Here is a 23,929-nt window from a genome sequence, read left to right as displayed (position 1 = left end):
ACTTCTTCAGCCTGTTCTAATGAATTGCGACCGGATGGCCGCGGTGTCGAGGGCTCCTTCTACGCGGAGCGCCCGGCCGAAGGCCCGGCGCTTGACCGCGAGGTCGAAGCACTCGGCTGTCGGATGAAGCCACGCACCCCGTCCCGGTCGGGTGGCGGACGGGTCCGCCACGAGTTCCGATTCCTGGACGACGACCCTCAGAAGAGAGGACCGGGGAGCGCGAGAACGGCATCCGACGCACGTTCTGACGGATTCCATCTTACTCCTCCCGGCGCGCTGCGCCGAACCTGACGGCGCCGGGCGCCCGTCCCAGGCTAGTCGTCCCCCGGCGAGTCCGTCGTGTGGAGGACTGGCAGCGGTCCACCGATCGGTGGAGACTTCGCGCTGGGAGGGACCATGACCACTGAACGCGACGACGCGCATCCCGCAGGACGGCGCCTGCTCCACCTCACCCTGGCCGCGGCTCTGGCCGCCACCGCTCTCGCGGTGATGCAGCCGGCGGTCGCGCCCGCCGAGGCGGCGCCCGTCGCGTGGAGCCAGTTCGGGAACGGCCCCTCGCACTACGGTGTCAACGCCGCGGAGACGCAGATCATTCCGTCGACCGTCGGCAGCCTCAAGCCGCTGTTCACGGCGACGCTCCGTGGCGTGTCGGACGGGCCGCCCGTCGAGCAGCCGGGCGTCGCGACCGCGGGCGGCACGCGCGACCTGCTGTTCACGACGACCAAGGACGGCTGGATCACCGCCACCGACGCCCGGACGGGCGCGGAGGTGTGGGCGCACCAGAACGGCCCGGGCTCCTGCCGGATCAACAAGGGCGCCAACGTCTGCTATACCACCTCCTCCCCCGCCGTCGACCCGAGCGGCGCGTTCGTCTACAGCTACGGACTCGACGGCAAGGTGCACAAGTACGCGACCGGCTCGGGCGCCGAGACGACGGGCGGCGGCTGGCCGCAGGTGGCGACGGTCAAGCCGTACGACGAGAAGAGCTCGCCCGCGCTGAGCATCGTCAGCACCGGGGGCCACACCTATCTGTACGTCGCTAACGGCGGCTACCCCGGCGACCGCGGCGACTATCAGGGGCACGTCACGACGATCGACCTGGCCAGCGGATCCCAGAAGGTCTTCAACTCCCTCTGCAGCGACAAGACCGGCCACCTCGGGGCAGGCGCGTGCGCGAATGTTCAGTCGGCGGTCTGGGCGCGCCCGAGCGTGGTGTGGGACGCGGGCACGCAGCGCATCCTGTTCGCCACCGGCAACTCGGTGTTCGACGGCTCCCGCAACTGGGGCGACACGGTCCTCGCCATCAACCCGGACGGCAGCGGGAGCAACGGCGGTCCCGTCGACAGTTACACCCCGACCAACTACGCGCAGCTCAACCAGCAGGACGCCGATCTCGGCAGCACCGCGCCGCAGGTCGTCGCCCCGCCGGCCGAGTCGGACCTCTCGCACCTGGCCGTTCAGAGCGGGAAGGACGGGCGGATCCGGCTCCTGAACACCGCGAGGCTCGGGGGCGCGGGTCACGGTGCGACGGGCGGCGAGGTGCAGAACATCGCCGTGCCGCAGGGCGGCCAAGTGCTCACCCAGCCGGCCAACTGGGTCGACGGGTCGGGCACCTCGTGGGTGTTCATCGCCAACAACAGCGGCATCTCCGCGCTGAAGCTCGCCTCGGTCGGAGGCAAGCCCGAGCTCTCGACGGCCTGGTCGCAGACCGTCGGCGGGACCACGCCCATCATCGCGGGCGGCGTGCTCTTCTACCTCTCCCACAACGGCGTCCGGGCGCTGAACCCCGCCACCGGCGCGCAGCTGTGGACGGATGCGTCCGCCGGGGCGAACGGGCTCCACTGGCAGAGCCCCATCGTCGTCAACGGCGCGCTGTACTTCACCGACGGCGGCGGCAAGCTGCGGGCGTACTCGATCCCGGCGGGCGCGCAGAAGGTCGTACGGCTGGACGGCGACGACCGGTTCGGCACGAGCGCAGCGGTGTCGGCGGCGACCTTCGCGGCGAACGCGCCGGTCGCCTACATCGCGTCGGGTTTGCAGTTCCCGGATGCGCTGTCCGGCTCCCCCGCCGCCGCGCGGGCGCACGGGCCGGTGCTGCTCGTGCAACCGGGCGCGATCCCGGTGGCAGTGCAGACGGAACTGAAACGGCTACACCCGGCGAAGATCGTCGTGCTGGGCGGCGTGAACAGCGTGTCGGACGCGGTGACGACCCAGTTGAAGGGCTTCACCACCGGATCGGTGACGCGGCTGAGCGGGTCGGACCGCTTCGAGACGAGTGCCGCGGTGTCGCGGGCAACCGCGACCGTCGGCGCGCAGGTCGCGTACGTGGTCTCGGGTCAAGCCTTCCCCGACGCGCTGGCCGCGGGCGCGCTGGCGGCCCGCACGAGCGGGGCTCCCCTGCTGCTGACGGCGCAGGGCTCCCTCCCCGCGCCGACCGCCACGGAGCTGAAGCGCGTCGCGCCGAAGTCGATCGTCGTGGTCGGCGGTCCGAACGCCGTCTCGGATGCCGTGCTCACCGCCTTGAAGGCGTACACGGCGGGGTCCGTGACGCGCCTCAGCGGCAGCGATCGGTTCGAGTCGGCGGCTGCGGTCGCCAAGGCGTTCCCGGCCGGAACCGCGAACGTCTTCGTGGCATCGGGTCTCGACTTCCCCGATGCGCTGTCGGCCTCGGCCGCCGCGGGGCAGAAGGGCGCGCCCCTGCTGCTCACGCTGCCCGGCGCCGTGCCCGCGCCGACCGGCTCGCAGCTGTCGCGGCTCGGGCCGACCCGCATCGCGCTGGTCGGCGGGACGAACGTGGTGTCGGACGCGGTCAAGACGGCGCTGGCGGCCTACGCGAAGTAGGCCGCCAGCGGCACATCAACCGCGGTCAGTCCCGGTCGAGGATCGAATCCGGCTGGATGTCGATTTTCGCGCCCGTCAGCTTCGCCGCGAGGCGGGCGTTCTGACCCTCCTTGCCGATCGCGAGCGACAACTGGTAGTCGGGCACGAGCGCCCGAACGGCCTTCAGCGACTCGTCGATGACGAAGGCGCTTGTGACCTTGGCCGGGCTCAGCGCGCTCGACACGAAGGTCGCGAGGTCGGGCGAGTAGTCGACGATGTCGATCTTCTCGTTGTTCAGCTCCGCCGTGACCGCCCGGACGCGCTGCCCCAGCTCGCCGATGCAGGCGCCCTTGGCGTTCACACCCGGCTCGGTCGCGCGCACGGCGATCTTCGTGCGGTGGCCGGCCTCGCGAGCCAGCGAGACGATCTCGACGACGCCGCTCGCGATCTCCGGGACCTCGAGCGCGAACAGCTTGCGGACGAGCGCCGGGTGCGTGCGCGACACCGTGATCGACGGACCCTTCGGGCCCTTCGTCACGCTCGTGACGTAGACGCGGATGCGCGACCCGTGCGTGTACTCCTCGCCCGGCACCTGCTCCTCGGGCGGGAGGATGGCCTCCACCGTGCCGAGGTCGACGTGGATCATCCGCGGGTTCGGACCCTGCTGGATGACGCCGGCGACGATGTCGCCCTCGCGGCCCCGGAACTCGCCCAGCACCGCGTCGTCCGCGATGTCGCGCAGACGCTGGTTGATGACCTGCTTCGCGGCGAAGGCGGCGATGCGGCCGAAGTCGCTCGGGCTGTCCTCGGCCTCGCCGATGACGTTGCCCTCCTCGTCGCGCTCGGGCACGTAGACGGTGACATGACCCGTCTTGCGGTCGAGGTGCACGCGCGCGGCCGGCGGCTGGTCGCTGTGACCGTGCCGGTGGTCGGCCTGGTTGGTGTGCTTCAGGTAAGCGGTAAGGATGGCCTGTTCGATGATCTGCACCAGCTCGTCGAACGGGATCTCCTTCTCGCGCTCCATGAGACGCAAGACGCTGAGGTCGATGTCCATGCCGGCCTCCTCTATTCAGATCTCGCCGCCGCGCGATGGCGCGGCGGACTCAGTCCTCCAGGGTACCCGAGATTCCGGAAGCCGTGTGAGCCGGGTACCGTGCACGGCATGACGTCCCCTACCCGAGCGGCCGCCCGCGTCGAGCGCCAGCCCGCCGTGCGCGTGCTGGCCCGCGTCGGGCTGTTCGCCATCGGCATCCTGCACATCCTGATCGGGATCATCGCCCTGGCGGTCGCGGCGGGCACGGGCGGCAACGCCGACCAGTCGGGTGCCCTCCAGGCGGTCGTCGCCGTGCCCGGCGGCCTCTTCGCCCTCTGGGCGGTGATCGTCGGACTGATCTTCCTTTCGCTGTGGCAGATCCTTCAGGCGATCACGGCGCACGGAGCCGGCGAGAAGATCACGGAGGTGCTGAAGTGCGTCGTCTACGCCGCCCTCGCCGTGATCGCGATCTCGATCGCCCTGGGCGGGCGAAGCAACTCGTCGTCCTCGGAGAAGTCGAGCTCCGCCAAACTGCTCGCCATGCCCGGCGGCGTCTTCCTTCTCGCAGCCATCGGCGTGGTCATCGTGATCGTCGGCGCGGTGTTCATCTTCAACGGCGTGACCCACCGCTTCGAGCGCGACCTGCGCCTCCCGCCGAACCGCTGGGCGTACATCACCACGACGCTCGGCCGTGTCGGGTATGTCGCGAAGGGCGTCGCTCTCATCATCGTCGGCGGCCTCGTCGTGTTCGGCGCGATCACCTCCGACCCGAGCAAGGCGGGCGGGCTCGACGGCAGCCTGAAGGCGCTGACGAAGGTGCCCTTCGGAGTCTTCCTGCTGATCCTCATCGCCCTGGGGCTGATCGCCTACGGGCTGTTCTGGTGCGTCCGCGCGTTCGCGTCCAGGCTGAAGGAGCCGTGATCGCACCGAATGACCGCAATGGATTGAGGTGACGCATGTGACCCTAGGGTGGTTTTCATGCGAAATATCTCCTTCGGGCTGGCCGCGCTTGCTGTGACCGCGCTGGGCGTCGCCGCGCCCGTGGGCGCGGCAGCGTCGGCCGTCACCGCGGCGACCACTCCGGCTCCACCGCCCGCGCACGAGGTCGTCATCGACCCGAAACCGGTCGCCGCGGAGGGGCCGCTGATCTCGCAGCGCTCGCTCCCGACGCCGCCGCCTGCGCCTCTGTCCGAGACCTTCGAGCTCCAGTCGCTCCCTGGCGCCAAGCGCACGGTGTACCTGAACTTCGTCGGCGGGACCGTCGCCGGCAACGTCTGGAGCGACGACTACAACGACGGCAAACCGATCACGGTCGAGCCTTTCTCGATGAACGCCCCCGTCAGCACCGCCTTCGACGATCAGGAGCTCGCCGAGGTCCAGCGCATGTGGCAGCTGGTCGCCGAGGACTTCGCGCCATTCGAGGTCAATGTGACGACAAAAAACCTGGGCAAGGGCGCCATCGACCGCACGGCGCCGGAGGACGACCTCTACGGCACCGAGGTCTGGATCACCACGGACGGTCCGGTGAGCACGAACTGCGATTGCGGCGGGATCGGGCAGATCGGTTCGCTGCCCCACGTCTACGGACACGACTACCTCGGTGGGGCGTGGGTGTTCACGAAGGACGAGGGGACGCGCCGTCCGCTCAGCAAGGATGTCGGAGAGTCGATCTCCCACGAGGTCGGACACACCTTCGGGCTCCGGCACCACGGCACCTCCACCCGCTCCTACTACCTCGGTGAATGGCCCTGGGAGCCGATCATGGGCGCCAACTACTCGATGCCCGTGACGCAGTGGTCGCACGGCGAGTACCCGGACGCGAACAACCCGGGGCAGGACGACGTGGCGATCATCGCCGCGGCCTCCGGCCAGGAGGACGAGTTCGGAGACACGTCCGCCACCGCCTGGGCGCTCGACGCCTCCGCGCCCGTCGCCGGCATCATCCAGACCCGGACGGACGTCGACGCGTTCCGCTTCACGGCCGCCGGCAACACCACGGTCGCGGTGACCGAGGGTCCGTACGCCAACCTGGACGCCCAGCTCACGATCCTGGACGAGAACGGCACCACGGTCGCCACCGTCGACCCGCCGGTCGACACGATCAACGCCGTCGAGGCCTCGGGCCTCGACGCGAGCTGGACCGCCGTTCTGCCGTCGACGCCCGCGACCTACACGGCGCTCGTCACCGGCGTCGGGTCCGGCGACCCGCGCATCGAGGGCAAGTACAGCGACTACGGTTCGCTGGGCAGGTACACCATTAGCCTCTCCACGGAGAGCGCCACGACGGACCCCGACCCGGACCCGGTCGTCCCGGACGAGACGCACCCGCTCGCCTTCACCCACCCGGCAGACGGGAAGCCGTTCCTCGATGACGGCAGTGCGAGGATCACGGGAACCGGAACGCCGGGGGCGACGATCACCGTCACGGCCACCGGCGCCACCGTCGGCACTACGACCGTCGGCGCGGACGGCATGTGGTCGGTGCAGCCCGCGGCGGGCACCCTCTCGGCCGGCTCCGTCACGCTCACCGCGACGGAGGTCGACAACGGAGTGACCCGTACGGCGAGCGTGGACGTCGACGTGCTCGACGCGTCCCGGGTCCCCGAACTGCCGCTGGTCGACGCCCGTGTCCTCGCGGCGCTCGGGGTGGTCGGCCTCGCCTTCGCGGCGTTCCTCCTGGCTCGCAGACGGCGCGCGCACGCCCTCGGCTGACCAGCGGACGTCGTCAGTCGGCGGCGAAGATCTCCGAGATCGCGTGGACCTCGTCAGCGGACGGGGTCCACGCGGTCGCGGCTTCGGCGTTCGCGACGATCTGCTCGGGCTTGGTCGCCCCGGCGATCACGCTGGTGAGCCCCGGCTGGGCCAGCAGCCAGCCGAACGTCGCCTCGAGCATCGTCACGCCGTGCTCGTCGCAGAACGCCTGGAAGCGGTCCATGCGGTCCCACGGCGCGTTGTCCAGCAGGTGCCTGCGCAGGTTCATGATGCGGCTGTCGGCCGGGCCGCCCTCGCGCGTGAACTTGCCGGTGAAGAGACCGTTGTAGAGCGGGAAGTAGGGCAGGAAGCCGAGGCCGTACCGGTTCACCGCGGGCAGCACCTCCCGTTCGGCGTCGCGGGTGAGCAGGTTGTACTCGTTCTGGGCCGAGACGAACTTCGGGTGGTGGTTCAGCTCGGCGGTGAACTCGGCCTCCGCGATCTCCCAGCCGGCGAGGTTCGAGTGGCCGATGTAGCGGATCTTGCCCTCGCGGATGAGGTCGTCCAGCGTCGCCAGCGTCTCCTCGATCGGCGTGATGCCGTCCGGTCGGTGCAGCTGATAGAGGTCGATCCAGTCCGTCTGCAGGCGGCGGAGCGAGCTCTCGACCGCGAGGCGGATGTAGCGTCGGGACGCGCGGGCGTCCCAATCGGGGCCGTTGACGCCCTCCATGTCCATCCCGAACTTGGTCGCCAGGACGATGCGGTCGCGCTTGCCTTTCAGGGAGTTGCCCATCAGCGTCTCGGAGAGGCCGCGCTCCTTGCCGTAGATGTCGGCGGTGTCGAACAGCGTCACGCCCGCGTCGATCGCGGCGTCGATGACCGCGTCCGTGCCCTCCTGCGTCTCGGTCAGGGTGTCTTTGCGGCCGAAGTTGTTGCAGCCGAGCCCGACGGTGGAGACGACCAGACCGGAGCGGCCGAGGGTGCGGTATTCGATGTTCGCCATGCTCCGAGTCTAGGCACGCGATGACGGCCGGATGGGCGGGCTGAACCTGTCCACAGGCAGCGGTGTTCGCGAGTTATCCCCGATGTCCGATTCTCGCGAGTGCGCGTCGGCGGTGCACCCTAGAGTCGATCCATGAGCAGTTCCTTCGCCTACCTCCTTCGCACACCGAGCCCCATCGGGAGGCTCGAACTCACCAGCGACGGCACCGCCGTGACGTCGCTCTCCATCGAGCGCGCCGGGCGGCTGCCGCTCGAGGAGCACCCAGAACGCAGCACGGCCGTGCTCGACGACGCGGCGGCGCAGCTCGCCGAGTACTTCGACGGCTCACGCCGCGCCTTCGACGTGCCCGTGCGGCTGCAGGGCACGCCGTTCCGGCAGGCGGTCTGGGAACAGCTCGCGGCACTCGAGTTCGGCACCTTCGTCTCCTACGGCGAGCTGGGCGCCTCGCTCGGCCATGCCGGCTACGGCCGGGCCATCGGCGGCGCGGTCGGCGCCAACCCCGTGCCGATCATCGTCGGCTGCCACCGCGTCCTGTCTTCGAGCGGGCGCGTCACCGGCTACAGCGGAGGCGACGGCATCCCGACCAAGATCTGGCTGCTCGAGCACGAGGGGATCATGCTGGCCGCATGAGCGCATCGACCGACGAAGCCGCCTCGCCTGCCGAGGTGCCGGAGCGCACCGCCCTCGTGGTCGGCGCCGACGGGCTCGCGCGCTGCTCCTGGGCGGCGAGCGATCCGGAGTACCAGAGGTACCACGACGAGGAGTGGGGGCGTCCGCAGCACGATCCGCGGGCGCTGTACGAGAAGCTGTGCCTCGAGGGGTTCCAGGCCGGGCTGTCGTGGATCACCATCCTGCGCCGTCGTCCGGCGTTCCGCGAAGACTTCCTGAACTTCGAGCCTGAGAAGGTCGCCGGGATGACGGAGTCCGATGTGGAGCGACTACTGCAGGACGCGCGCATCATTCGGCACCGCGGCAAGATCGAGGCGACCATCGCCAACGCCCGGGCGGTGCTGGCGCTCGATGTGCCGCTCGAGGAGCTGATGTGGGGGTTCGCGCCCGGGCACCGAGAGCGCCGGCGTCCGAGATCGTGGGGCGACGTACCGGCGGTCACCCCGGAGTCGACGGCGATGAGCAAGGAGCTGCGGCGGCGCGGCTTCCGCTTCGTCGGGCCGACCACCATGTACGCGCTCATGCAGTCCACGGGGATGGTCGACGACCATTTCGAGGGCTGCTTCCGCGCGGGCGAGTAACCGAGAGAGTCGGGCCGACGGCGAAGGACTCCACCGCCGGATTCTCGCTGGTGAGGGCGATACCGCTCGTGCCCGACCGCAGGCGGATTCTTGGTGCCTCACACTCCGACGGGGAAACGACGCATGGGGATGACGCGCCGGCCTCCGCACATCGGCCCGACTTGTTGAGGTCGTAAGGTCTGCACACGTGCGCGCCTACGCCTCGGATCAGTGATCCTCTCTCTTGGTCGTGAGCTTATCTCACTTTTCATCACTGCACCACTGGGAATTCGCGGTGTGTCGCACGAAGATTCCGTGAGACATTCAGGCGCGCAATGCCGCCATGAGACGGCCCGGAACACCGCGCACCTCGGGCACCACGAGCAGCAGATCACGGGAGCCGTCGGCCGCCGGCCGCAGCTCGTAGCCCTCCTCCTCTGCCCACTCCAGCAGGTGGTCAGTGGAGCCGAAAGATGCTCCGGCCTCCACGATGGCGCGGGTCAGCAGCCCCTTGGCCTGCTTATTGAAGTGGTTCAGTGCGCGCACCTGGCCGTCGTCCCCGCGAGCCAGCACGCGGACATAGTGGGCGCCTTCCCGGTCCGGGAGCGGCGCGAGCGCCGCGTACCCCTCCGACCGGAGATCGAGCAGGAGGTCGTCGCGCTCCGCCAGCGCCGCCGCACCGGCGGCGGCCCAGCGTTTCTTGAGCGATGCGGCGCCCCGCTTCGTCGACAGCTTCGAGTCGAAGGAGAGCCGGTACGCGGGGATGGGGTCGGCAGCGCCCACGAGTCCGAACAGCGCCGATTGGACCGCCACCGACTCGGCGGCAGCCTGCCATTCGGCGTCGGACAGCGACGACGCCTCCAGCGCGTCGTAGAGCACGCCGGTGTACCGCTCGAGCGCCCGCATCGTGGGCGCTGTCGGGAGCGACCGGTTCCGCTCCACCTCGCCTGCCTGCTTGGGGCCGAGCTTGAGCGCCTTCACCGACGCCTCGCGGTCGGCGGACAGCTCCACCAGCGCACCCACCACCTCGCGGCGGACGGGGTGGAGCTCAGGGAAGCTCAGGCGGTCGAGGGCGAGCGGAGACCCCGCTCCCCCGTCCCTCTTGGTCTCCGAGGGCGGGAGCAGGATGAGCACTCAGCCCGCCACGAAGTCCAGGGCGGCGTCGACGTTCTCGCCCAGGGGGCCCGAGGTGTCGAGCGTGACACGCGGAAGAGAGCCGCAGGCGCCCCGCCACTCGTCGTACTCCTCGGTGTTCTGCTCGACGGCGTACGCCGCGACGAGGGGCGAGCGCTTGGACAGCCGCTCCTCGTGCAATTCCGGGTCGGAGCACACCGTCTCGACGACCCGGAGCTTCACGTCGCACCGCTCCGCCAGATCGCGCCACTGCAGGCGCGCCGGCTCCACGGCGTTGACGGCGTCCACGACGACCGAGTGTCCGGAGAGCAGCACCTGCTCGGCCATCGTCTCGGCGACGAGGTAGGCCGCGAGCCCGGTCGGCTGATCGGAATCGATCCCCGCGCGGAGGATCGACGCCTCGATCGGGTCCACCGAGATCACCGTCGCGCCGAGGCGGCCGGCCAGGATCTCCGCGATGGTGGACTTGCCGGAACCAGGAAGCCCCGCCATCGCCACCAGCATCGGGACGCGGACGTCTCCGAACTGGCGCTCCAGCGGGGCTCCCGGTTCAGCCATGTCAGACCAGCTCGGCCTGGCGGGCCACGATCGTGACCGTGTTGTTCTCGACGGAGAGGAAGCCGTCATCGGCGTTCGCCGTGACCGACTCTCCCCCGTTCAGGGTGACGCGCACCTCGCCCTCGGCGAGGATGGCGAGCAGCGGCTCGTGGCCGGGCAGGATACCGATCTGCCCCTCCACGGTCCGCGCGACGACCATGCTCGCCTCGCCCGACCACACCTCGTGGTCGGCGGCGACGACGCTCACGTTGAGGACAGCCATGCTCAGCCGTTCTCCTTCTGGATCTGCGCCCACTTCTCCTCGACGTCGGAGATCGCACCGACGTTGAAGAAGGCCTGCTCGGCGACGTGGTCGAACTCGCCCTTGGCGATCGCGTCGAACGACTCGATGGTGTCCTTCAGCGGAACGGTCGAGCCCTCCACACCGGTGAACTTCTTCGCCATGTAGGTGTTCTGCGAGAGGAACTGCTGGATGCGGCGCGCACGCGACACCGTGATCTTGTCCTCTTCGGAGAGCTCGTCGACACCGAGGATGGCGATGATCTCCTGCAGCTCCTTGTTCTTCTGGAGGATCTGCTTGACCGTGGTGGCCACGCGGTAGTGGTCCTCGCCCAGGTAACGGGGGTCGAGGATGCGCGAGGTCGAGGTCAGCGGGTCGACGGCCGGGTAGAGGCCCTTCGACGCGATCTCACGGGAGAGCTCGGTCGTGGCGTCGAGGTGCGCGAACGTGGTCGCCGGCGCCGGGTCGGTGTAGTCGTCGGCCGGCACGTAGATCGCCTGCAGCGAGGTGATCGAGTGACCGCGGGTCGAGGTGATGCGCTCCTGGAGCTGGCCCATCTCGTCGGCGAGGTTCGGCTGGTAGCCCACCGCGGACGGCATGCGGCCGAGCAGCGTGGAGACCTCGGAGCCCGCCTGGGTGAACCGGAAGATGTTGTCGATGAAGAGCAGCACGTCCTGGTTCTGCACGTCGCGGAAGTACTCCGCCATCGTCAGAGCGGACAGCGCGACGCGGAGACGGGTCCCCGGCGGCTCGTCCATCTGGCCGAAGACGAGCGCGGTCTTGTCGAAGACGCCCGCCTCCTCCATCTCGTGGATGAGGTCGTTGCCCTCACGGGTGCGCTCGCCGACACCGGCGAACACCGACACACCACCGTGGTCCTGCGCCACGCGCTGGATCATCTCCTGGATGAGGACCGTCTTGCCGACGCCCGCACCACCGAAGAGGCCGATCTTGCCACCCTGCACGTACGGGGTGAGCAGGTCGATGACCTTGATGCCGGTCTCGAACAGCTGGGTCTTCGACTCGAGCTGGTCGAACGCCGGCGGGTTGCGGTGGATCGGCCAGCGCTCGGTGATCTGCACCGTCTCGCCCGGCTCGAGGTTCAGGATGTCGCCGGTGACGTCGAACACCTTGCCCTTGGTCACGTCGCCCACGGGGACGGTGATCGGGGCGCCGGTGTCGCGCACCTCGCCGCCGCGGACCAGGCCGTCGGTCGGCTTCAGCGCGATCGCGCGGACCAGGTCGTCGCCGAGGTGCTGCGCGACCTCGAGGGTGATCTCGTTCGACTCGTCGCCGATCGTGATCGTGGTCTTCAGAGCGTTGTAGATGCCCGGGATCGCATCGTGCGGGAACTCGATGTCGACCACGGGGCCGGTGACGCGCGCGATGCGCCCGACGCCCGGCTGCGCGGTCGAAGCCTGGGCTTCGGCGGTAGCGGTAGTCATGATTTCTATCTCTCTCGTAGACGTTTTACTTGGCCGAGCTCAGCGCGTCCGCGCCGCCGACGATCTCGGAGATCTGCTGGGTGATCTCCGCCTGACGGGCGTTGTTCGCGAGACGCGTGTAGTCGGTGATGAGCTTGTCGGCGTTGTCGCTCGCGGCCTTCATCGCCTTCTGCGTGGCCGCGTGCTTGGAAGCGGCGGACTGCAGCATCGCGTTGAAGATGCGGCTCTCGATGTAGACGGGCAGCAGCGAGTCGAGGACGGTGCCCACGTCGGGCTCGAACTCGTACAGCGGCAGGACCTGCGTGCGGTCGGGCTCCTCGACACCCTCCACGACCTCCAGGGGAAGCAGGCGGACGACCTGCGGCTCCTGCGTCAGCATGCTGACGAAGCGGTTGTAGATGATGTGGATCTCGTCCACGCCGCCGTCGGAGGCGTCGCGCAGGAACGACTCGAGGATCGCGTCGGCGACCTCCTTCGCCTGCTCGAACTCCGGGGCGTCCGTGTTGCCGGTCCAGACCCGCTCGAACGCGCGGCGGCGGAAGCTGAAGTAGCCCTGCGCCTTGCGGCCGATGAGGAAGTACACGACCTCCTTGCCCTGGCTGCGCAGCAGCTCGGCAAGCTTTTCGCTCTCCTTGAGGACGTTCGAGTTGAACGCGCCGGCGAGACCGCGGTCCGACGAGAAGATGACGATCGCAGCGCGCTCGATCTTCTCCGGCTCGGTGGTCAGCACGTGGTCGACGTTCGAGTAGGTCGCCACCGCCGACACCGCGCGCGTGATCGCGCGGGCGTACGGCGAGCTGGCGGCCACCCGGGCCTGAGCCTTCTGGATGCGGGAGGCGGAGATCAGCTCCATCGCACGGGTGATCTTCTTGGTCGTCTGGGCAGATCTGATCTTCTGCCGGTAGACCCGAAGCTGTGCTCCCATGTGTCTCCTAAATACCTTGTCTCGTCAGGCCGCGCTCAGCGCTTGGCCTTGACGATGCGCTCCTGGTCGACCTCGTCCTCGTCGATGGCCTCGAACTCCTCGCGTCCGACCGAGGCGAGGGGCTTGCCCTCACCGGTCTGGAACTCGAGCTTGAACGCGTCCACCTCGGAGTCGAGCTTCGCGACCGTGTCGTCGTCGAGGACGTTGGTCTCGCGCAGCGTCGTGAGGATGTCGGTGTTGCGGCGCAGGTGGTCCAGCAGCTCCGACTCGAAGCGCAGGACGTCCTCCACGGCCACCTCGTCGAGCTTGCCGTTGGTGCCGGCCCAGATCGAGACGACCTGCTCCTCCACCGGGTACGGCGAGTACTGCGGCTGCTTCAGCAGCTCGGTGAGGCGTGCGCCACGGGCGAGCTGACGGCGGCTGGCCGCGTCGAGGTCGGATGCGAACATCGCGAACGCCTCGAGCGAGCGGTACTGCGCGAGCTCGAGCTTGAGCGTGCCGGAGACCTTCTTGATCGACTTCACCTGCGCGTCGCCGCCGACTCGGGAGACCGAGATGCCGACGTCGACCGCGGGACGCTGGTTAGCGTTGAAGAGGTCGGACTGGAGGAAGATCTGGCCGTCGGTGATCGAGATCACGTTGGTCGGGATGTACGCGGAGACGTCGTTCGCCTTCGTCTCGATGATCGGCAGACCGGTCATCGAGCCGGCGCCCAGCTCGTCGGAGAGCTTTGCGCAGCGCTCCAGCAGGCGGGAGTGCAGGTAGAAGACGTCGCCCGGGTAGGCCTCGCGTCCCGGCGGACGGCGGAGGAGGAGCGACACGGCGCGGTACGCCTCGGCCTGCTTGGACAGGTCGTCGAAGACGATGAGGACGTGCTTGCCGCCGTACATCCAGTGCTGGCCGATGGCCGAGCCGGTGTAGGGGGCGAGGTACTTGAAGCCCGCGGGGTCGGAGGCCGGGGCGGCGACGATGGTGGTGTACTCCATCGCGCCGGCGTCCTCGAGCGCGCCCTTCACCGAGGCGATGGTCGAGCCCTTCTGGCCGATCGCGACGTAGATGCAGCGGACCTGCTTGTTCTCGTCGCCCGACTCCCAGTTGGCCTTCTGGTTGATGATCGTGTCGATCGCGATGGCCGTCTTACCGGTCTGGCGGTCGCCGATGATGAGCTGGCGCTGGCCGCGGCCGACGGGGATCATGGCGTCGATCGCCTTGATGCCGGTCTGAAGCGGCTCGTGCACCGACTTGCGCTGCATGACGCCGGGGGCCTGGAGCTCGAGCTCGCGGCGGCCCTCGCTGGCGATCTCGCCGAGGCCGTCGATCGGGTTGCCCAGCGGGTCCACGACGCGGCCGAGGTAGCCGTCGCCGACCGGGACGGAAAGGACCTCGCCGGTGCGGGTCACCTCCATGCCCTCGACGATGTCGTCGAACTCGCCGAGGACGACGACGCCGACCTCGTTCTCGTCGAGGTTCTGGGCGAGGCCCAGCGTGCCGTCGGCGAAGCGGATGAGCTCGTTGGCCATGACGCTCGGAAGGCCCTCGACGTGCGCGATGCCGTCGGAGGCGTCCAGGACGTGGCCGACCTCGGTCGCCTCAGCGGCCGCCGGCTCGTACTTGGTGACGAAGTCCTTGAGCGCGTCGCGGATCTCGTCGGGGCTGATCTGGATGTCTGCCATTGTGATTCCTATCTTGAGGCGGTCAGCCCGCCAGCTGAAGCCGGAGTTCGGCCAGACGCGATGCGATGCTTCCGTCGATGACGTCGTCACCGATCTGTACGCGCAATCCGCCGATGATCGAGGGGTCGACGACCTGGTTGATCTTCAGGTCGCCGTAGGTGGCGCTGAGCACCGAGCGCAGGCGCTCGGCCTGGACCTCGGGCAGCGGGGACGCGGCGTAGACCGTCGCGATGGTCTGCCCCTCCTGGGCGGCCACGATGCGCGCGGCCGTACGGAGCGACTCCCGGATGCTGCGGCCGCGGGGCTGCTCGACGAGCTGCCGCACGATGGCGAGAGTCTCCTTCGACGCCCGTCCGCCGAGCAGGCGCTCGACCAGGGCGACCTTGGAGTCGGTGCCGGCGAGCTTGCTGCGCAGCGCGAGCTCGAGCTGCGCGTCGGAGGTCACGGCGCCTCCGAAGGTGAACAGCTCGGCCACGATGTCGACGTTCCGCGGCGCCGAGGCGGCGATCGCGCGGATCCCCAGCTCCTCGATGGCACCGAGCAGGTCGTCGTGCGACGACCAGCGCTGCGCGACGACGACGCCGAGCAGCGTGACAGCCGGCTCCGACAGGGAGGAGAAGACGCGCTTCACGAGCGCGGCCTTGCCCTCCGGGTCGGCCGTGGGGTCGCTGAGGACGGCTCGGAGCTGGGCGGAGTCGGCGACGACTCGTCCTGCGGCGAACAGGTCCTCGGCCGTCGCCAGATCGGCCTTGGATCCCAGGTCGGCGAGAGCCGACACGGACCGGGCCAATGCTTCTCTGGTGGCGCTTCCCATCAGTTGCCCGATCCTGCCTTCTGCTCGTCGGCCTCGAGGTCCGCCAGGAAGCGGTCCACGATCGCCTGAGCGCGCTTGTCCTCGTCGAGCGCTTCGCGCACGACGGTCGACGCGAGGTCGATGGCGAGCGAGCCGACCTCGCCGCGCAGCTGCACGAGCGCCGTCTGGCGCTCCGCCTCGAGCTGCGCCTGGGCCTGCGCGGTCACGCGGGCGGCCTCGGCCGCCGCTGCCTCGCGAGCCTCCGCGACGATCTTCTGACCGTCGGTGCGAGCCGTCTCGCGGATCTTCGCGGCCTCGGCGCGGGCCTCGGCGAGCTGAGCGGTGTACTCCTCGAGCAGGGCCTCGGCCTTGCGCTGCGCCTCGTCTGCCTTCTCGATGTTGCCTTCGATCGCCTCGGCACGCTCATCGAGCAGCTTCTTCATGCGCGGAAGCACGAGCTTCCAGAAGAAGAACAGGATGATGACGAAGCAGATGAACGCACCGACGAGGTCAGCGGGCTCCGGGATGAGCGGATTGTGCTGCTGCTCCTCCGCGGCGATCACCACACTTTCGAGCATGGTTCCTCCTTTACTGAGTGAGAAAAGAGGACTCAGACGAAGATGAAGTAGGTCGCGATACCGATGAAGGCAAGTGCCTCGGTGAACGCGATACCGATGTACATCAGGACCTGGAGACGGCCGGCCAGCTCAGGCTGACGGGCCACGCCCTCGATGGTCTTGCCGACGACGATGCCCACGCCGATGGCCGGGCCGATGGCGGCGAGGCCGTAACCGACGGTGGCGATGTTGCCGTTGATTGCAGCGATGTCCACGTTGTGTGTTTCCTTCCGTGATGGCGATCCGTGCGGGTGCGCGGATCGTTCTTAGTGTTCCTCGGCGACTGCCAGCTGGATGTAGACAGCGGTGAGCAGTGCGAAGACGTAGGCCTGCAGGACTGCGACCAGGATCTCGAAGAGCGTGAAGACGAACCCGAAGGCGAAGGTGCCGATGCCGAACAGCGACCACCAGCCGCCTGCCGTGAAGATGAAGAACGACGTCGCGCTGAAGAACAGGACGAGCAGCAGGTGCCCGACGACCATGTTCATCAGAAGTCGGAGGGTCAGCGTAATCGGACGCAGGATGAAGGTCGAGACGAACTCGATCGGCGTCACGATGATGTAGAGGAACCACGGCACGCCCGGCGGGAAGAGCGAGTTCTTGAAGAAGTTCTTCGGGCTCTTCTTGACGCCTGCGTAGATGAAGGCGATATAGGCGACGATCGCGAGCAACAGCGGGACCGCGATGACCGAGGTGCCCGCGATGTTCAGCCCGGGGACCACACCGGTGATGTTGAAGAACAGCACCATGAAGAAGATGGTGGTCAGCAGCGGCAGGAACCGCCGGCCGTCCTTCCGGCCCAGAAGGTCTTCCGCGATGTTGACGCGGACGAAGTCGAGGCCCATCTCGACGACCGACTGGAAGCGGCCCGGGATGAGCTTCATGCGGCGCGTGCCGAGCCAGAAGATCAGGAGGAGCGCGATCGTCGCGATGAGACGGACGATGATGATGCGGTTGAACTCGAGGCCACCGATGGTGAACAGGGTCGGGGGAAGAACTCGTTGATCGAGGGACCATGGAAGCTTCCATCATCGGAGCTTGCGGCCTGGACCAGCAGGTTCACAGCGTTAGCTAACAGCGCTATCTCCTGTTTCGGGGCGTCGAGCTCATGGCTCTCGCGACGACGAACGGTGGGGCACCCGGCACTACTCGCACTACGGTTTTCTTCGCGCGAACGGGTGGGGGATCACTGATAACTCTACAAGAGTTTTCAGTCCATAACGAATCAGAAACGAGTCAGCGCTTCTCACCCGGAAGGGTGACGTCGCTGGCGTAGGGGACGCGCGACCGGAAGACCACGATCATGTCCACCACGAGCGATCCGATCACCCCGGCGATCAGACTCAGGAACAGCACCACGGGGTTGATCCAGGGCTGGTCGCGCAGCAGGATCGCGAGCACCAGGAACAGCACGAACTTGACGATCCAGCCGCCCAGCACGATGCCGAAGAACAGGCCGACGAAGAGGTCGGAGCCGATGAACCGGTTGGCGATCAGGATGCTCAGCGCGGTGATCGAGAGGAACACCGCCGCCATCGCCGTGCCGATCAGGGCGCTGGTGACGCCGATCCAGCCGGCGAACAGGCCGCCGAGCAGCATCCCGACGATGGCGATGGCGCCGGCGAGGATGAGGCCGTACTTGAGGACGTCGCGCAGCACGGGCGTCGAGGTCGGCTGGGCGGCGGGCTGGGCCGGCCGGGAGGCGGGGGCGCCGTCCGGGTGGTCGGTCATCGGGGCTCCTCTGTGAGGGTGTGGTCAGGGAGGGTCTGGGTGGTGGATGCGGGGGCCGGGCGCTCGCTGGCGGCGTCGAGCTGGTCGAAGCGCGCCGTCTCGGCCGCTTCGACGCTGCCCGCGGGCGCGAGCTCTGCCACGGCCTCGTTGGCCTTGCGGCGGCTGAGCGGCGCGAGGGTGAAGGCGGTGCAGACGACCAGGCCGATGGCCACAAAGACGATCGCCATCCAGTACGGGTCGAAGAAGAACAGCAGGCAGCCGATCGAGAGCACGGCCGTCCACGCGTAGAAGATGAGCACGGCGTGGAGATGGGTGTGGCCCATGTCGAGCAGGCGGTGGTGCAGGTGCTTGCGGTCGGCGCTGAACGGCGACTTACCGGCCCGCAGGCGGCGGATGACCGCCAGCCCGAAGTCGAGCAGCGGGACGACCAGCACCGCGAAGGGCAGGATGACCGGGATGAACGCGGGCACCAGCGACGACTTGCCCAGCGTCTGCAGCGCCTCGGGGTTGATCGTTCCGGTGACCGAGATGGCCGACGTCGCCATGAGGAGGCCGATCAGCAGCGCTCCCGCATCCCCCATGAACATCTTCGCGGGGTGCCAGTTGAGCGGGAGGAACCCGGCGCACGCGCCGACCAGGATCGCGGCTATCACGCCGGCGAGGCTGAAGTAGTTCTGCGGGCTGATCTCGCGCTGCAGCAGGTACGTGTAGACGAGGAACGTGCCGTTGGCGATCAGCGCGACGCCCGCGACCAGGCCGTCCAGCCCGTCGATGAAGTTGATCGCGTTCATCACCAGCACGATGGCGAACAGCGTGATGATGATCGACATCACCGGCGATCCGACCGTGAGGCCGCCGATCGGCAGCGAGTAGATCTGCACGCCCAGCCAGGCCACGAGCCCGGCGGCCACGAACTGGCCGGCGAGCTTCGTCATCCAGTCGAGGTCCCAGAGGTCGTCGGCGACGCCGAGCACCACGATGAGCAGCGAGGCGCCCAGGATCGCGAGAATCGGCCCCTGGTCGGAGAAGATCAGCGACAGCACGCCGAACTGGCTCGACAGCAGCCACGAGACGCCGAATGCCACCAGGATGCCGAGGAACATCGCGACGCCGCCGAGGCGGGGCGTGGGACGCGTGTGCACATCCCTGGCGCGGATCTTCGGGTAGAGCTTGAAGCGCATCGCCAGCTTGTAGACGACGAACGACATCCCGAACGTGATGACGGCCGAGATCAGGGCGAGCGCGAGGAGGAGGGTCACGGGTCAGGCGTCCGAGGGGACGGCGAGGGCGTCGCCGACGACCTCCCGCAGCTGCTCGACCGAGATGACGCCGTGGCGGAGGATGCGCAGGCCCCCCGAGCCCGAGGCAAGCGCGGTGGCGTCCACGATGGTCGAGGAGCTGTCTTTGCCCTCGACGCGCTGGTAGCCGTCGCCGGCCTCTCCCCCGTCGAGGTAGACCGAGATGGAGTCGCCGAGCATCGCCTCGGCCTCCGCGGCGGTGCGGGCGGCGGGACGGCCGGTCTTGTTGGCCGACGAGACGGCGAGCGGCCCGGTCTCGGACAGCAGCTCGAGGGCGATGGTGTTGTCGGGCATGCGCAGCGCGACGGTGCCCTTGGTCTCGCCGAGGTCCCAGACCAGCGACGGGGAGGCGGGAAGCACGATGGTGAGGCCGCCCGGCCAGAAGGCCTCGACGAGCGCATCCACCTCGTCCGGGACCCGCTCGGCGAGCGCGGCGAGCGTCGGGACGCCGGGGACGAGCACGGGCGGCGGCGACTGGCGGCCGCGTCCCTTCGCGTCGAGGAGGCGCTGGACGGCCGCGGGGTTGAACGCGTCGGCGGCGACGCCGTACACCGTGTCGGTGGGGATGACGACGAGTTCGCCGCGCCCGATCGCCGCCCGGGCGAGACGCATGCCGGTGAGCAGTTCGGAGTCGACCGAGCAGTCGTAGATGGTTGCCATGACGGGGTCAATGATAGCCGGGGGGAAGACGCCCAGACTGGGAGGACGATACTGGAGGCGATGGACGTCTACTTCTTCGACTGCGACAAGACGCTCTACGACTACGACTTCCACAAGCGCCTGCCGAAGCTCGCGCAGTTGGGAGGCGTGAGCCAGTACCGGCTCGCCTCCTCCTGGTGGGCCGGCGGTTTCGAGCGGGCGGCCGAGATCGGCGAGTACGCCACCAGCGAGGAGTACCTGGACGCGTTCCACGAGGTCACCGGCGCTCGGCTCACCCTCGAGCAGTGGCAGGAGGCGCGGAAGGCCGCGATGACGCCCATCCCCGGGGCGATCGAGGCGCTGCACGAGGCTGCGGGGCTCGGGACGGTGTCGCTGCTCTCGAACAACCCCATCCCGTTCAAGGACTCGCTGCCGGTGCTGACGCCCGAGATCGTCGACGTGCTCGGCGGCAACGACCTGGTGTCGGCGGTGCTCGGCGCGCGGAAGCCCGAGCGCCGCATCTACACGCGAGCGCTCGGGCGGTTCGGTGTGAAGCCCGAGAACGCGATCCTGTTCGACGACTCGGTCGCGAACGTCGAGGGCGCCCGCGAGTGCGGGATGCAGGCGTACCACTTCGTCAAGCGCGAGGACGGATCGTTCGACACCGACGGGATGCGGGAGGCGATCCACGCCTTCGCCTCCCGCAACCGGTAGCCGCCGCGCGGCCTAGCGCCGGGCCGCCGAGCGGCGGAACAGCCAGGCCGCCCACACGTAGGCCCCGACGATGATGAGCGCGCACCAGCCGAGCGCCCACCACAGGTCGCTGCCCGGGTCGCGGCCGAACAGGAAGGCGCGGATCGTCTCGATGATCGGCGTGATCGGCTGGTTCTCGGCGATCCACTGCAGCCAGGTCGGCATGGTGTCCGTCGGGACGAACGCGCTCGACAGGTAGGGCAGGAACAGCAGGGCGAAGCCGTAACCGCTCGCCGCCGTCGGGCTCTTCGCCGCGAGGCCGATCCCGGCGTAAAGCCAGGTGATCGCGAGGATGAAGAGGGCAACGACGCCGAGGGCGCCGATCCACTGCAGGAGGTTCGCGGTCGGGCGGAAGCCGACCAGCAGGGCCACCCCGATCACGACGCCGGTCGCGAACAGGTTGCGCAGCAGGCTCGCGACGACGTGGCCGGTGACGACGCCGCGCGAGCGCAGCGGCATGGTGCGGAAGCGGTCCACGATCCCGTCGCTCATGTCCTGCGCGACGTCGACCGCCGTGCTGGAGGCGCCGAAGCCCGCGCAGAGCAGGATGATGCCCGGAACGACGTACTGCACATAGCCGCCCTCGCGATCCAGCGCTCCCCCGAACACGAACGTGAACAGGAGCATGAGCATCACGGGCAGGACGATCGCCATGGTCAGTGCCTCGACGTCGCGCAGGGAGTGGCGGATGCTGCGGCCCACGAAGACGCGGGCGCTGGTGAGCGGCGTGACGGCGCGCTCGGGGCGGGTGGTGAGGGTCGCGGTGGTCATCGGACGGCCTCCTTCTCGGTGGGTGTGGACGCGGTGGGCTGGCCGGTGAGGGCGAGGAACGCGTCGTCGAGCGACGGCTTGCGGATGCCGATGGCACCGCCCGCGACCCCGAGCGCGTCGAGCTCGTCGATCGCGGTGCGAAGCGCCTCCACGCTGCCGTCGGTCGGGAGCTCGCGCACCAGTTCGCCGCGTGCATCCCGGAGCTCGACGACCTCGCCCCCGACCCTGGCCTTCAGCTCGGCGGCCGTGCCCTCAGCGACGATGACGCCGTGGTCGAGCACCGCGATGCGGTCGGCCAGCTGGTCGGCCTCCTCGAGGTACTGCGTCGTCAGCAGGATCGTGGTGCCGCGGTGGGCCAGGTCGAGGATGATGTCCCACAGCGTCTGCCGGCTGCGGGTGTCGAGGCCGGTGGTCGGCTCGTCCAGGAAGATGACCGGCGGGGTCGCGACCAGGCTGAGCGCCAGGTCGAGCCGCCGGCGCATCCCGCCGGAGTAGGTGGAGACGCGCTTGCGGGCGGCGGCCTGGAGGTCGAAGCGCTCGATCAGCTCGGCCGCGCGGCCCTTGGCCTCGGCGGGCGTCGCGCCGGACAGCCGGGCCATCATGCGCAGGTTCTCGTCGCCGGTGAGCACGCCGTCCACGGCGGCCGCCTGGCCGGTGACGCTGATGACGCCGCGGATGCCGTCCGCGTCCGTCTCCAGATCGTGGCCGTCGATGACGACGCGTCCCGCATCCGGGCGGACCAGTGTGGACAGGATGGTGATGAGCGTGGTCTTCCCCGCTCCGTTCGGCCCGAGCAGGGCGAACACGCTGCCCGCCGGAACGCGCAGGTCGATGCCGTCGAGCACGGTCTGCGCGCCGTAGGACTTGCGCACCCCCGTGACCTCGATCGCCGGTCGATTCATGGTGATCCCTCTCTGTGTGTCACGTAAACTGTTTATGCCGCATACGGTTGTTTAAGTGATACACAGTTCTAGGATGAGTGTCAACACACTGATCGGAGAGGTGCGGGAATGGCCGACGACGTCGAGGACGCGCTCCCCCGCGCCGTCGCGCTCAGCTGGGGCGTCGCCGAGCGCCCTCAGCGCGGACCCAAGCGCGAGCTGAGCGTCGAGCGCATCATCGACACCGCGATCGAGCTGGCCGACGCCGAAGGGCTCGGGGCCGTGTCCATGAGCCGCATCGCGAGCGAGCTGGGCTTCACGACCATGTCGCTGTACCGGTACGTGACCAGCAAGGACGACGTGCTCGCGCTGATGCAGGACGCGGTGTGCGCCGTCCCCATCCCGCCGGACGACGCGCTCGCCGGCGGCGCTGCCAACCACGACTGGCGCGAGGGCCTGCGGCGGTGGTCGATGGCCACGATCGACGTGATGCGCGAGCACCCGTGGTTCCCCGACATCCCGATCAGCGGCATCCCGCTGATGCCGAACAACCTGGCAGTGCTCGACTGGGGGCTGCGCGAGATGCGGACGCTGCCGCTGACCGACGCCGAGAAGATGTCCACCGCGCTGCTGCTGTCGTCGTACGCCCGGGCCGTCGGCGTCGTGGAGCGGGATGTGAGCCGGTCGCGTCAGGCGGACGGGCCGCCGGCGAACGGCGATGCGTTCACGTCCGCGCTCGCAGAGCTGGTCACGCCGGAGCGGTTCCCCGACCTCGCGCCGCTGGTGGCGTCCGGCACGTACGCGGACGCGGAGGGCGACGATCTGGACGACTTCGCCTTCGGGCTGGAGCGCATCCTGGACGGCATCGAGCGGTACGTCGCCGCGCGGGGCGAGGGCGCTTCGATCGCGCCCATGCCGCGCCCGGAGTCCGCCCCGCGTGACAAGGCCGTGCGCGAGGCCGCCAAGGCCCGCCGCGAGGCCGAGTCGAAGCTGCGCGAGGCCCGGAAGCGCGAGCGCGAGGCCATCGCCCGCGCCGTCGAGCGCGCCGCCCGCGAGGCCGACCGCGGCTCCCGCTAGCCGGTCAGATGTAGATGGCGGGGTCGATCCAGTCGTCGCCGGCGATCTGCTCGTGGCCGGAGCGCGGGCGCGGGTGCGCAGGCACGCCGACGAGGAGCGAGTCGGGAGGCGCGTCGCGCGTGACGACGGCGTTCGCGCCGATCACCGAGTGCGCGCCGATCGTGATGGCGCCGAGCACCTTCGCGCCCGCGCCGACGATGACGCCGTCCTCGATCGTGGGATGCCGCTTGCCGTGCCCGCTCCCCCGGCCGCCGAGGGTGACGCCGTGGTACAGCATCACGTCGTCGCCGATCCACGTCGTCTCGCCGATGACCACGCCCATCCCGTGGTCGATGAAGAAGCGACGCCCGATGCGCGCGCCCGGGTGGATCTCGATGCCGGTCAGGAACCGCGTGAACTGCGACAGGATGCGGGCGGGCATGCGCAGACCGGCCTGCCAGAGGCGGTGGGCGACCCGGTACGACCAGACGGCGTGCAGGCCCGAGTAGACGACGGCGACCTCGGCATCGCCGCGCGCCGCCGGGTCGTGGCGGCGGGCGTTGCGGATGTCCTCGCGCGCCCGGAAGATCGGCACCCCG

The 23,929-nt window shown here is 69.2% G+C and carries 25 protein-coding genes and 1 pseudogene; 7 read left to right on the top strand and 19 right to left on the bottom strand.

Annotation, left to right across the window (positions count from 1 at the left end; all coding sequences use genetic code 11):
• Nucleotides 1–6: 6 nt before the first annotated feature.
• Nucleotides 7–258, bottom strand: a complete 252-nt coding sequence (locus ACRAWB_RS02825) for a YlxR family protein (protein ID WP_431351964.1) — start codon at nt 256–258, stop codon at nt 7–9.
• Nucleotides 259–396: 138 nt separating this feature from the next.
• On the opposite strand from ACRAWB_RS02825, the gene ACRAWB_RS02820 reads away from it, so the two are divergent.
• Entirely contained in the window at nt 397–2,841 is a 2,445-nt protein-coding gene (locus ACRAWB_RS02820; RefSeq protein ID WP_431351963.1) for a cell wall-binding repeat-containing protein, read from the top strand.
• Nucleotides 2,842–2,866: 25 nt separating this feature from the next.
• On the opposite strand, the gene nusA is transcribed toward ACRAWB_RS02820, so the two are convergent.
• Nucleotides 2,867–3,874 (bottom strand): transcription termination factor NusA, encoded by a 1,008-nt coding sequence (nusA, locus tag ACRAWB_RS02815; protein WP_431351962.1) that lies wholly within the window; start codon nt 3,872–3,874, stop codon nt 2,867–2,869.
• Nucleotides 3,875–3,982: 108 nt separating this feature from the next.
• On the opposite strand from nusA, the gene ACRAWB_RS02810 reads away from it, so the two are divergent.
• Together ACRAWB_RS02810 and ACRAWB_RS02805 are read left to right on the top strand one after the other, a co-directional pair.
• Complete coding sequence (locus ACRAWB_RS02810) at nt 3,983–4,774, top strand: DUF1206 domain-containing protein (protein WP_431351961.1); 792 nt, start codon at nt 3,983–3,985, stop codon at nt 4,772–4,774.
• Nucleotides 4,775–4,831: 57 nt separating this feature from the next.
• Nucleotides 4,832–6,565 carry an Ig-like domain-containing protein gene (locus ACRAWB_RS02805; protein WP_431351960.1) on the top strand — a complete coding sequence of 578 codons (1,734 nt, stop codon included), beginning with the start codon at nt 4,832–4,834 and terminating at the stop codon, nt 6,563–6,565.
• 13 nt (nt 6,566–6,578) lie between these two features.
• Here ACRAWB_RS02805 and ACRAWB_RS02800 read toward each other — a convergent pair whose 3' ends face one another.
• Nucleotides 6,579–7,547 carry an aldo/keto reductase gene (locus ACRAWB_RS02800; RefSeq protein ID WP_431351959.1) on the bottom strand — a complete coding sequence of 323 codons (969 nt, stop codon included), beginning with the start codon at nt 7,545–7,547 and terminating at the stop codon, nt 6,579–6,581.
• 132 nt (nt 7,548–7,679) lie between these two features.
• Between ACRAWB_RS02800 and ACRAWB_RS02795 the strand changes: the two genes are divergently transcribed.
• Nucleotides 7,680–8,177, top strand: a complete 498-nt coding sequence (locus ACRAWB_RS02795) for a methylated-DNA--[protein]-cysteine S-methyltransferase (protein ID WP_431351958.1) — start codon at nt 7,680–7,682, stop codon at nt 8,175–8,177.
• A complete protein-coding gene (locus ACRAWB_RS02790) occupies nt 8,174–8,797 on the top strand; it encodes a DNA-3-methyladenine glycosylase I (RefSeq protein ID WP_431351957.1) in 624 nt (207 codons plus the stop codon). The genes ACRAWB_RS02795 and ACRAWB_RS02790 overlap by 4 nt, the downstream gene beginning before the upstream one ends.
• 303 nt (nt 8,798–9,100) lie before the next feature.
• Here the strand turns inward: ACRAWB_RS02790 and ACRAWB_RS02785 are convergent, their stop codons facing one another.
• The 13 genes and pseudogenes from ACRAWB_RS02785 to ACRAWB_RS02725 form a co-directional block, all read right to left on the bottom strand.
• Nucleotides 9,101–9,910 carry a YaaA family protein gene (locus ACRAWB_RS02785; protein WP_431351956.1) on the bottom strand — a complete coding sequence of 270 codons (810 nt, stop codon included), beginning with the start codon at nt 9,908–9,910 and terminating at the stop codon, nt 9,101–9,103.
• Nucleotides 9,911–10,468, bottom strand: coding sequence for an AAA family ATPase (locus ACRAWB_RS02780; protein ID WP_431351955.1), 558 nt, complete (start codon nt 10,466–10,468; stop codon nt 9,911–9,913).
• 1 nt (nt 10,469) lies between these two features.
• Nucleotides 10,470–10,730, bottom strand: a complete 261-nt coding sequence (locus ACRAWB_RS02775; RefSeq protein WP_064111460.1) for a F0F1 ATP synthase subunit epsilon — start codon at nt 10,728–10,730, stop codon at nt 10,470–10,472.
• Nucleotides 10,731–10,732: 2 nt separating this feature from the next.
• Complete coding sequence (gene atpD, locus ACRAWB_RS02770; protein ID WP_431351954.1) at nt 10,733–12,193, bottom strand: F0F1 ATP synthase subunit beta; 1,461 nt, start codon at nt 12,191–12,193, stop codon at nt 10,733–10,735.
• Between the two features lie 25 nt (nt 12,194–12,218).
• The gene (locus ACRAWB_RS02765; RefSeq protein ID WP_064111457.1) at nt 12,219–13,118 is read right to left on the bottom strand and encodes a F0F1 ATP synthase subunit gamma; all 900 of its coding nucleotides are present in this window, start codon (nt 13,116–13,118) and stop codon (nt 12,219–12,221) included.
• A 35-nt stretch (nt 13,119–13,153) separates the two neighbouring features.
• Nucleotides 13,154–14,791, bottom strand: coding sequence for a F0F1 ATP synthase subunit alpha (gene atpA, locus ACRAWB_RS02760; protein WP_431351953.1), 1,638 nt, complete (start codon nt 14,789–14,791; stop codon nt 13,154–13,156).
• A 22-nt stretch (nt 14,792–14,813) separates the two neighbouring features.
• A complete protein-coding gene (locus tag ACRAWB_RS02755; protein WP_431351952.1) occupies nt 14,814–15,605 on the bottom strand; it encodes a F0F1 ATP synthase subunit delta in 792 nt (263 codons plus the stop codon).
• Complete coding sequence (locus ACRAWB_RS02750; RefSeq protein WP_431351951.1) at nt 15,605–16,162, bottom strand: F0F1 ATP synthase subunit B; 558 nt, start codon at nt 16,160–16,162, stop codon at nt 15,605–15,607. The genes ACRAWB_RS02755 and ACRAWB_RS02750 overlap by 1 nt, the downstream gene beginning before the upstream one ends.
• Before the next feature lie 32 nt (nt 16,163–16,194).
• Nucleotides 16,195–16,416: an ATP synthase F0 subunit C gene (atpE, locus tag ACRAWB_RS02745; RefSeq protein WP_064111451.1), complete on the bottom strand. Its 222-nt coding sequence runs from the start codon at nt 16,414–16,416 to the stop codon at nt 16,195–16,197.
• A 51-nt stretch (nt 16,417–16,467) separates the two neighbouring features.
• Nucleotides 16,468–17,264: pseudogene (gene atpB, locus ACRAWB_RS02740) on the bottom strand (F0F1 ATP synthase subunit A).
• Between the two features lie 173 nt (nt 17,265–17,437).
• Nucleotides 17,438–17,932: a hypothetical protein gene (locus ACRAWB_RS02735; protein ID WP_431351950.1), complete on the bottom strand. Its 495-nt coding sequence runs from the start codon at nt 17,930–17,932 to the stop codon at nt 17,438–17,440.
• Complete coding sequence (locus tag ACRAWB_RS02730; RefSeq protein WP_431351949.1) at nt 17,929–19,191, bottom strand: MraY family glycosyltransferase; 1,263 nt, start codon at nt 19,189–19,191, stop codon at nt 17,929–17,931. The genes ACRAWB_RS02735 and ACRAWB_RS02730 overlap by 4 nt, the downstream gene beginning before the upstream one ends.
• A 3-nt stretch (nt 19,192–19,194) precedes the next feature.
• Nucleotides 19,195–19,890, bottom strand: a complete 696-nt coding sequence (locus ACRAWB_RS02725; protein WP_431351948.1) for an L-threonylcarbamoyladenylate synthase — start codon at nt 19,888–19,890, stop codon at nt 19,195–19,197.
• 60 nt (nt 19,891–19,950) lie between these two features.
• On the opposite strand from ACRAWB_RS02725, the gene ACRAWB_RS02720 reads away from it, so the two are divergent.
• Nucleotides 19,951–20,583: an HAD family hydrolase gene (locus ACRAWB_RS02720; RefSeq protein ID WP_431351947.1), complete on the top strand. Its 633-nt coding sequence runs from the start codon at nt 19,951–19,953 to the stop codon at nt 20,581–20,583.
• Nucleotides 20,584–20,595: 12 nt separating this feature from the next.
• Here ACRAWB_RS02720 and ACRAWB_RS02715 read toward each other — a convergent pair whose 3' ends face one another.
• Together ACRAWB_RS02715 and ACRAWB_RS02710 are read right to left on the bottom strand one after the other, a co-directional pair.
• Nucleotides 20,596–21,393 (bottom strand): ABC transporter permease, encoded by a 798-nt coding sequence (locus ACRAWB_RS02715; protein ID WP_431351946.1) that lies wholly within the window; start codon nt 21,391–21,393, stop codon nt 20,596–20,598.
• A complete protein-coding gene (locus ACRAWB_RS02710; RefSeq protein WP_431351945.1) occupies nt 21,390–22,295 on the bottom strand; it encodes an ATP-binding cassette domain-containing protein in 906 nt (301 codons plus the stop codon). Before ACRAWB_RS02710 ends, ACRAWB_RS02715 begins: the two co-directional genes overlap by 4 nt.
• A gap of 108 nt (nt 22,296–22,403) precedes the next feature.
• On the opposite strand from ACRAWB_RS02710, the gene ACRAWB_RS02705 reads away from it, so the two are divergent.
• On the top strand, nt 22,404–23,351 hold the full coding sequence (locus tag ACRAWB_RS02705; protein WP_431351944.1) for a TetR/AcrR family transcriptional regulator C-terminal domain-containing protein: 948 nt from the start codon (nt 22,404–22,406) through the stop codon (nt 23,349–23,351).
• Between the two features lie 4 nt (nt 23,352–23,355).
• On the opposite strand, the gene epsC is transcribed toward ACRAWB_RS02705, so the two are convergent.
• Nucleotides 23,356–23,925, bottom strand: a complete 570-nt coding sequence (gene epsC / locus ACRAWB_RS02700; RefSeq protein ID WP_431351943.1) for a serine O-acetyltransferase EpsC — start codon at nt 23,923–23,925, stop codon at nt 23,356–23,358.
• Between the last annotated feature and the right edge of the window lie 4 nt (nt 23,926–23,929).

Origin of the sequence: Leifsonia poae (assembly GCF_050632865.1) — a bacterium.
Taxonomy (GTDB): domain Bacteria; phylum Actinomycetota; class Actinomycetes; order Actinomycetales; family Microbacteriaceae; genus Leifsonia; species Leifsonia poae_B.
This window is presented reverse-complemented; position numbering and strand designations above follow the sequence as displayed.

What these genes read in the sequence shown, in the direction of transcription:
- ACRAWB_RS02825 (WP_431351964.1), bottom strand. Translation starts at nt 258, where the DNA reads ATGGAATCCGTCAGAACGTGCGTCGGATGCCGTTCTCGCGCTCCCCGG.
- ACRAWB_RS02820 (WP_431351963.1), top strand. Translation starts at nt 397, where the DNA reads ATGACCACTGAACGCGACGACGCGCATCCCGCAGGACGGCGCCTGCTC.
- nusA (WP_431351962.1), bottom strand. Translation starts at nt 3,874, where the DNA reads ATGGACATCGACCTCAGCGTCTTGCGTCTCATGGAGCGCGAGAAGGAG.
- ACRAWB_RS02810 (WP_431351961.1), top strand. Translation starts at nt 3,983, where the DNA reads ATGACGTCCCCTACCCGAGCGGCCGCCCGCGTCGAGCGCCAGCCCGCC.
- ACRAWB_RS02805 (WP_431351960.1), top strand. Translation starts at nt 4,832, where the DNA reads ATGCGAAATATCTCCTTCGGGCTGGCCGCGCTTGCTGTGACCGCGCTG.
- ACRAWB_RS02800 (WP_431351959.1), bottom strand. Translation starts at nt 7,547, where the DNA reads ATGGCGAACATCGAATACCGCACCCTCGGCCGCTCCGGTCTGGTCGTC.
- ACRAWB_RS02795 (WP_431351958.1), top strand. Translation starts at nt 7,680, where the DNA reads ATGAGCAGTTCCTTCGCCTACCTCCTTCGCACACCGAGCCCCATCGGG.
- ACRAWB_RS02790 (WP_431351957.1), top strand. Translation starts at nt 8,174, where the DNA reads ATGAGCGCATCGACCGACGAAGCCGCCTCGCCTGCCGAGGTGCCGGAG.
- ACRAWB_RS02780 (WP_431351955.1), bottom strand. Translation starts at nt 10,468, where the DNA reads ATGGCTGAACCGGGAGCCCCGCTGGAGCGCCAGTTCGGAGACGTCCGC.
- ACRAWB_RS02775 (WP_064111460.1), bottom strand. Translation starts at nt 10,730, where the DNA reads ATGGCTGTCCTCAACGTGAGCGTCGTCGCCGCCGACCACGAGGTGTGG.
- atpD (WP_431351954.1), bottom strand. Translation starts at nt 12,193, where the DNA reads ATGACTACCGCTACCGCCGAAGCCCAGGCTTCGACCGCGCAGCCGGGC.
- ACRAWB_RS02765 (WP_064111457.1), bottom strand. Translation starts at nt 13,118, where the DNA reads ATGGGAGCACAGCTTCGGGTCTACCGGCAGAAGATCAGATCTGCCCAG.
- atpA (WP_431351953.1), bottom strand. Translation starts at nt 14,791, where the DNA reads ATGGCAGACATCCAGATCAGCCCCGACGAGATCCGCGACGCGCTCAAG.
- ACRAWB_RS02755 (WP_431351952.1), bottom strand. Translation starts at nt 15,605, where the DNA reads ATGGGAAGCGCCACCAGAGAAGCATTGGCCCGGTCCGTGTCGGCTCTC.
- ACRAWB_RS02750 (WP_431351951.1), bottom strand. Translation starts at nt 16,162, where the DNA reads ATGCTCGAAAGTGTGGTGATCGCCGCGGAGGAGCAGCAGCACAATCCG.
- ACRAWB_RS02735 (WP_431351950.1), bottom strand. Translation starts at nt 17,932, where the DNA reads ATGACCGACCACCCGGACGGCGCCCCCGCCTCCCGGCCGGCCCAGCCC.
- ACRAWB_RS02725 (WP_431351948.1), bottom strand. Translation starts at nt 19,890, where the DNA reads ATGGCAACCATCTACGACTGCTCGGTCGACTCCGAACTGCTCACCGGC.
- ACRAWB_RS02720 (WP_431351947.1), top strand. Translation starts at nt 19,951, where the DNA reads ATGGACGTCTACTTCTTCGACTGCGACAAGACGCTCTACGACTACGAC.
- ACRAWB_RS02715 (WP_431351946.1), bottom strand. Translation starts at nt 21,393, where the DNA reads ATGACCACCGCGACCCTCACCACCCGCCCCGAGCGCGCCGTCACGCCG.
- ACRAWB_RS02710 (WP_431351945.1), bottom strand. Translation starts at nt 22,295, where the DNA reads ATGAATCGACCGGCGATCGAGGTCACGGGGGTGCGCAAGTCCTACGGC.
- ACRAWB_RS02705 (WP_431351944.1), top strand. Translation starts at nt 22,404, where the DNA reads ATGGCCGACGACGTCGAGGACGCGCTCCCCCGCGCCGTCGCGCTCAGC.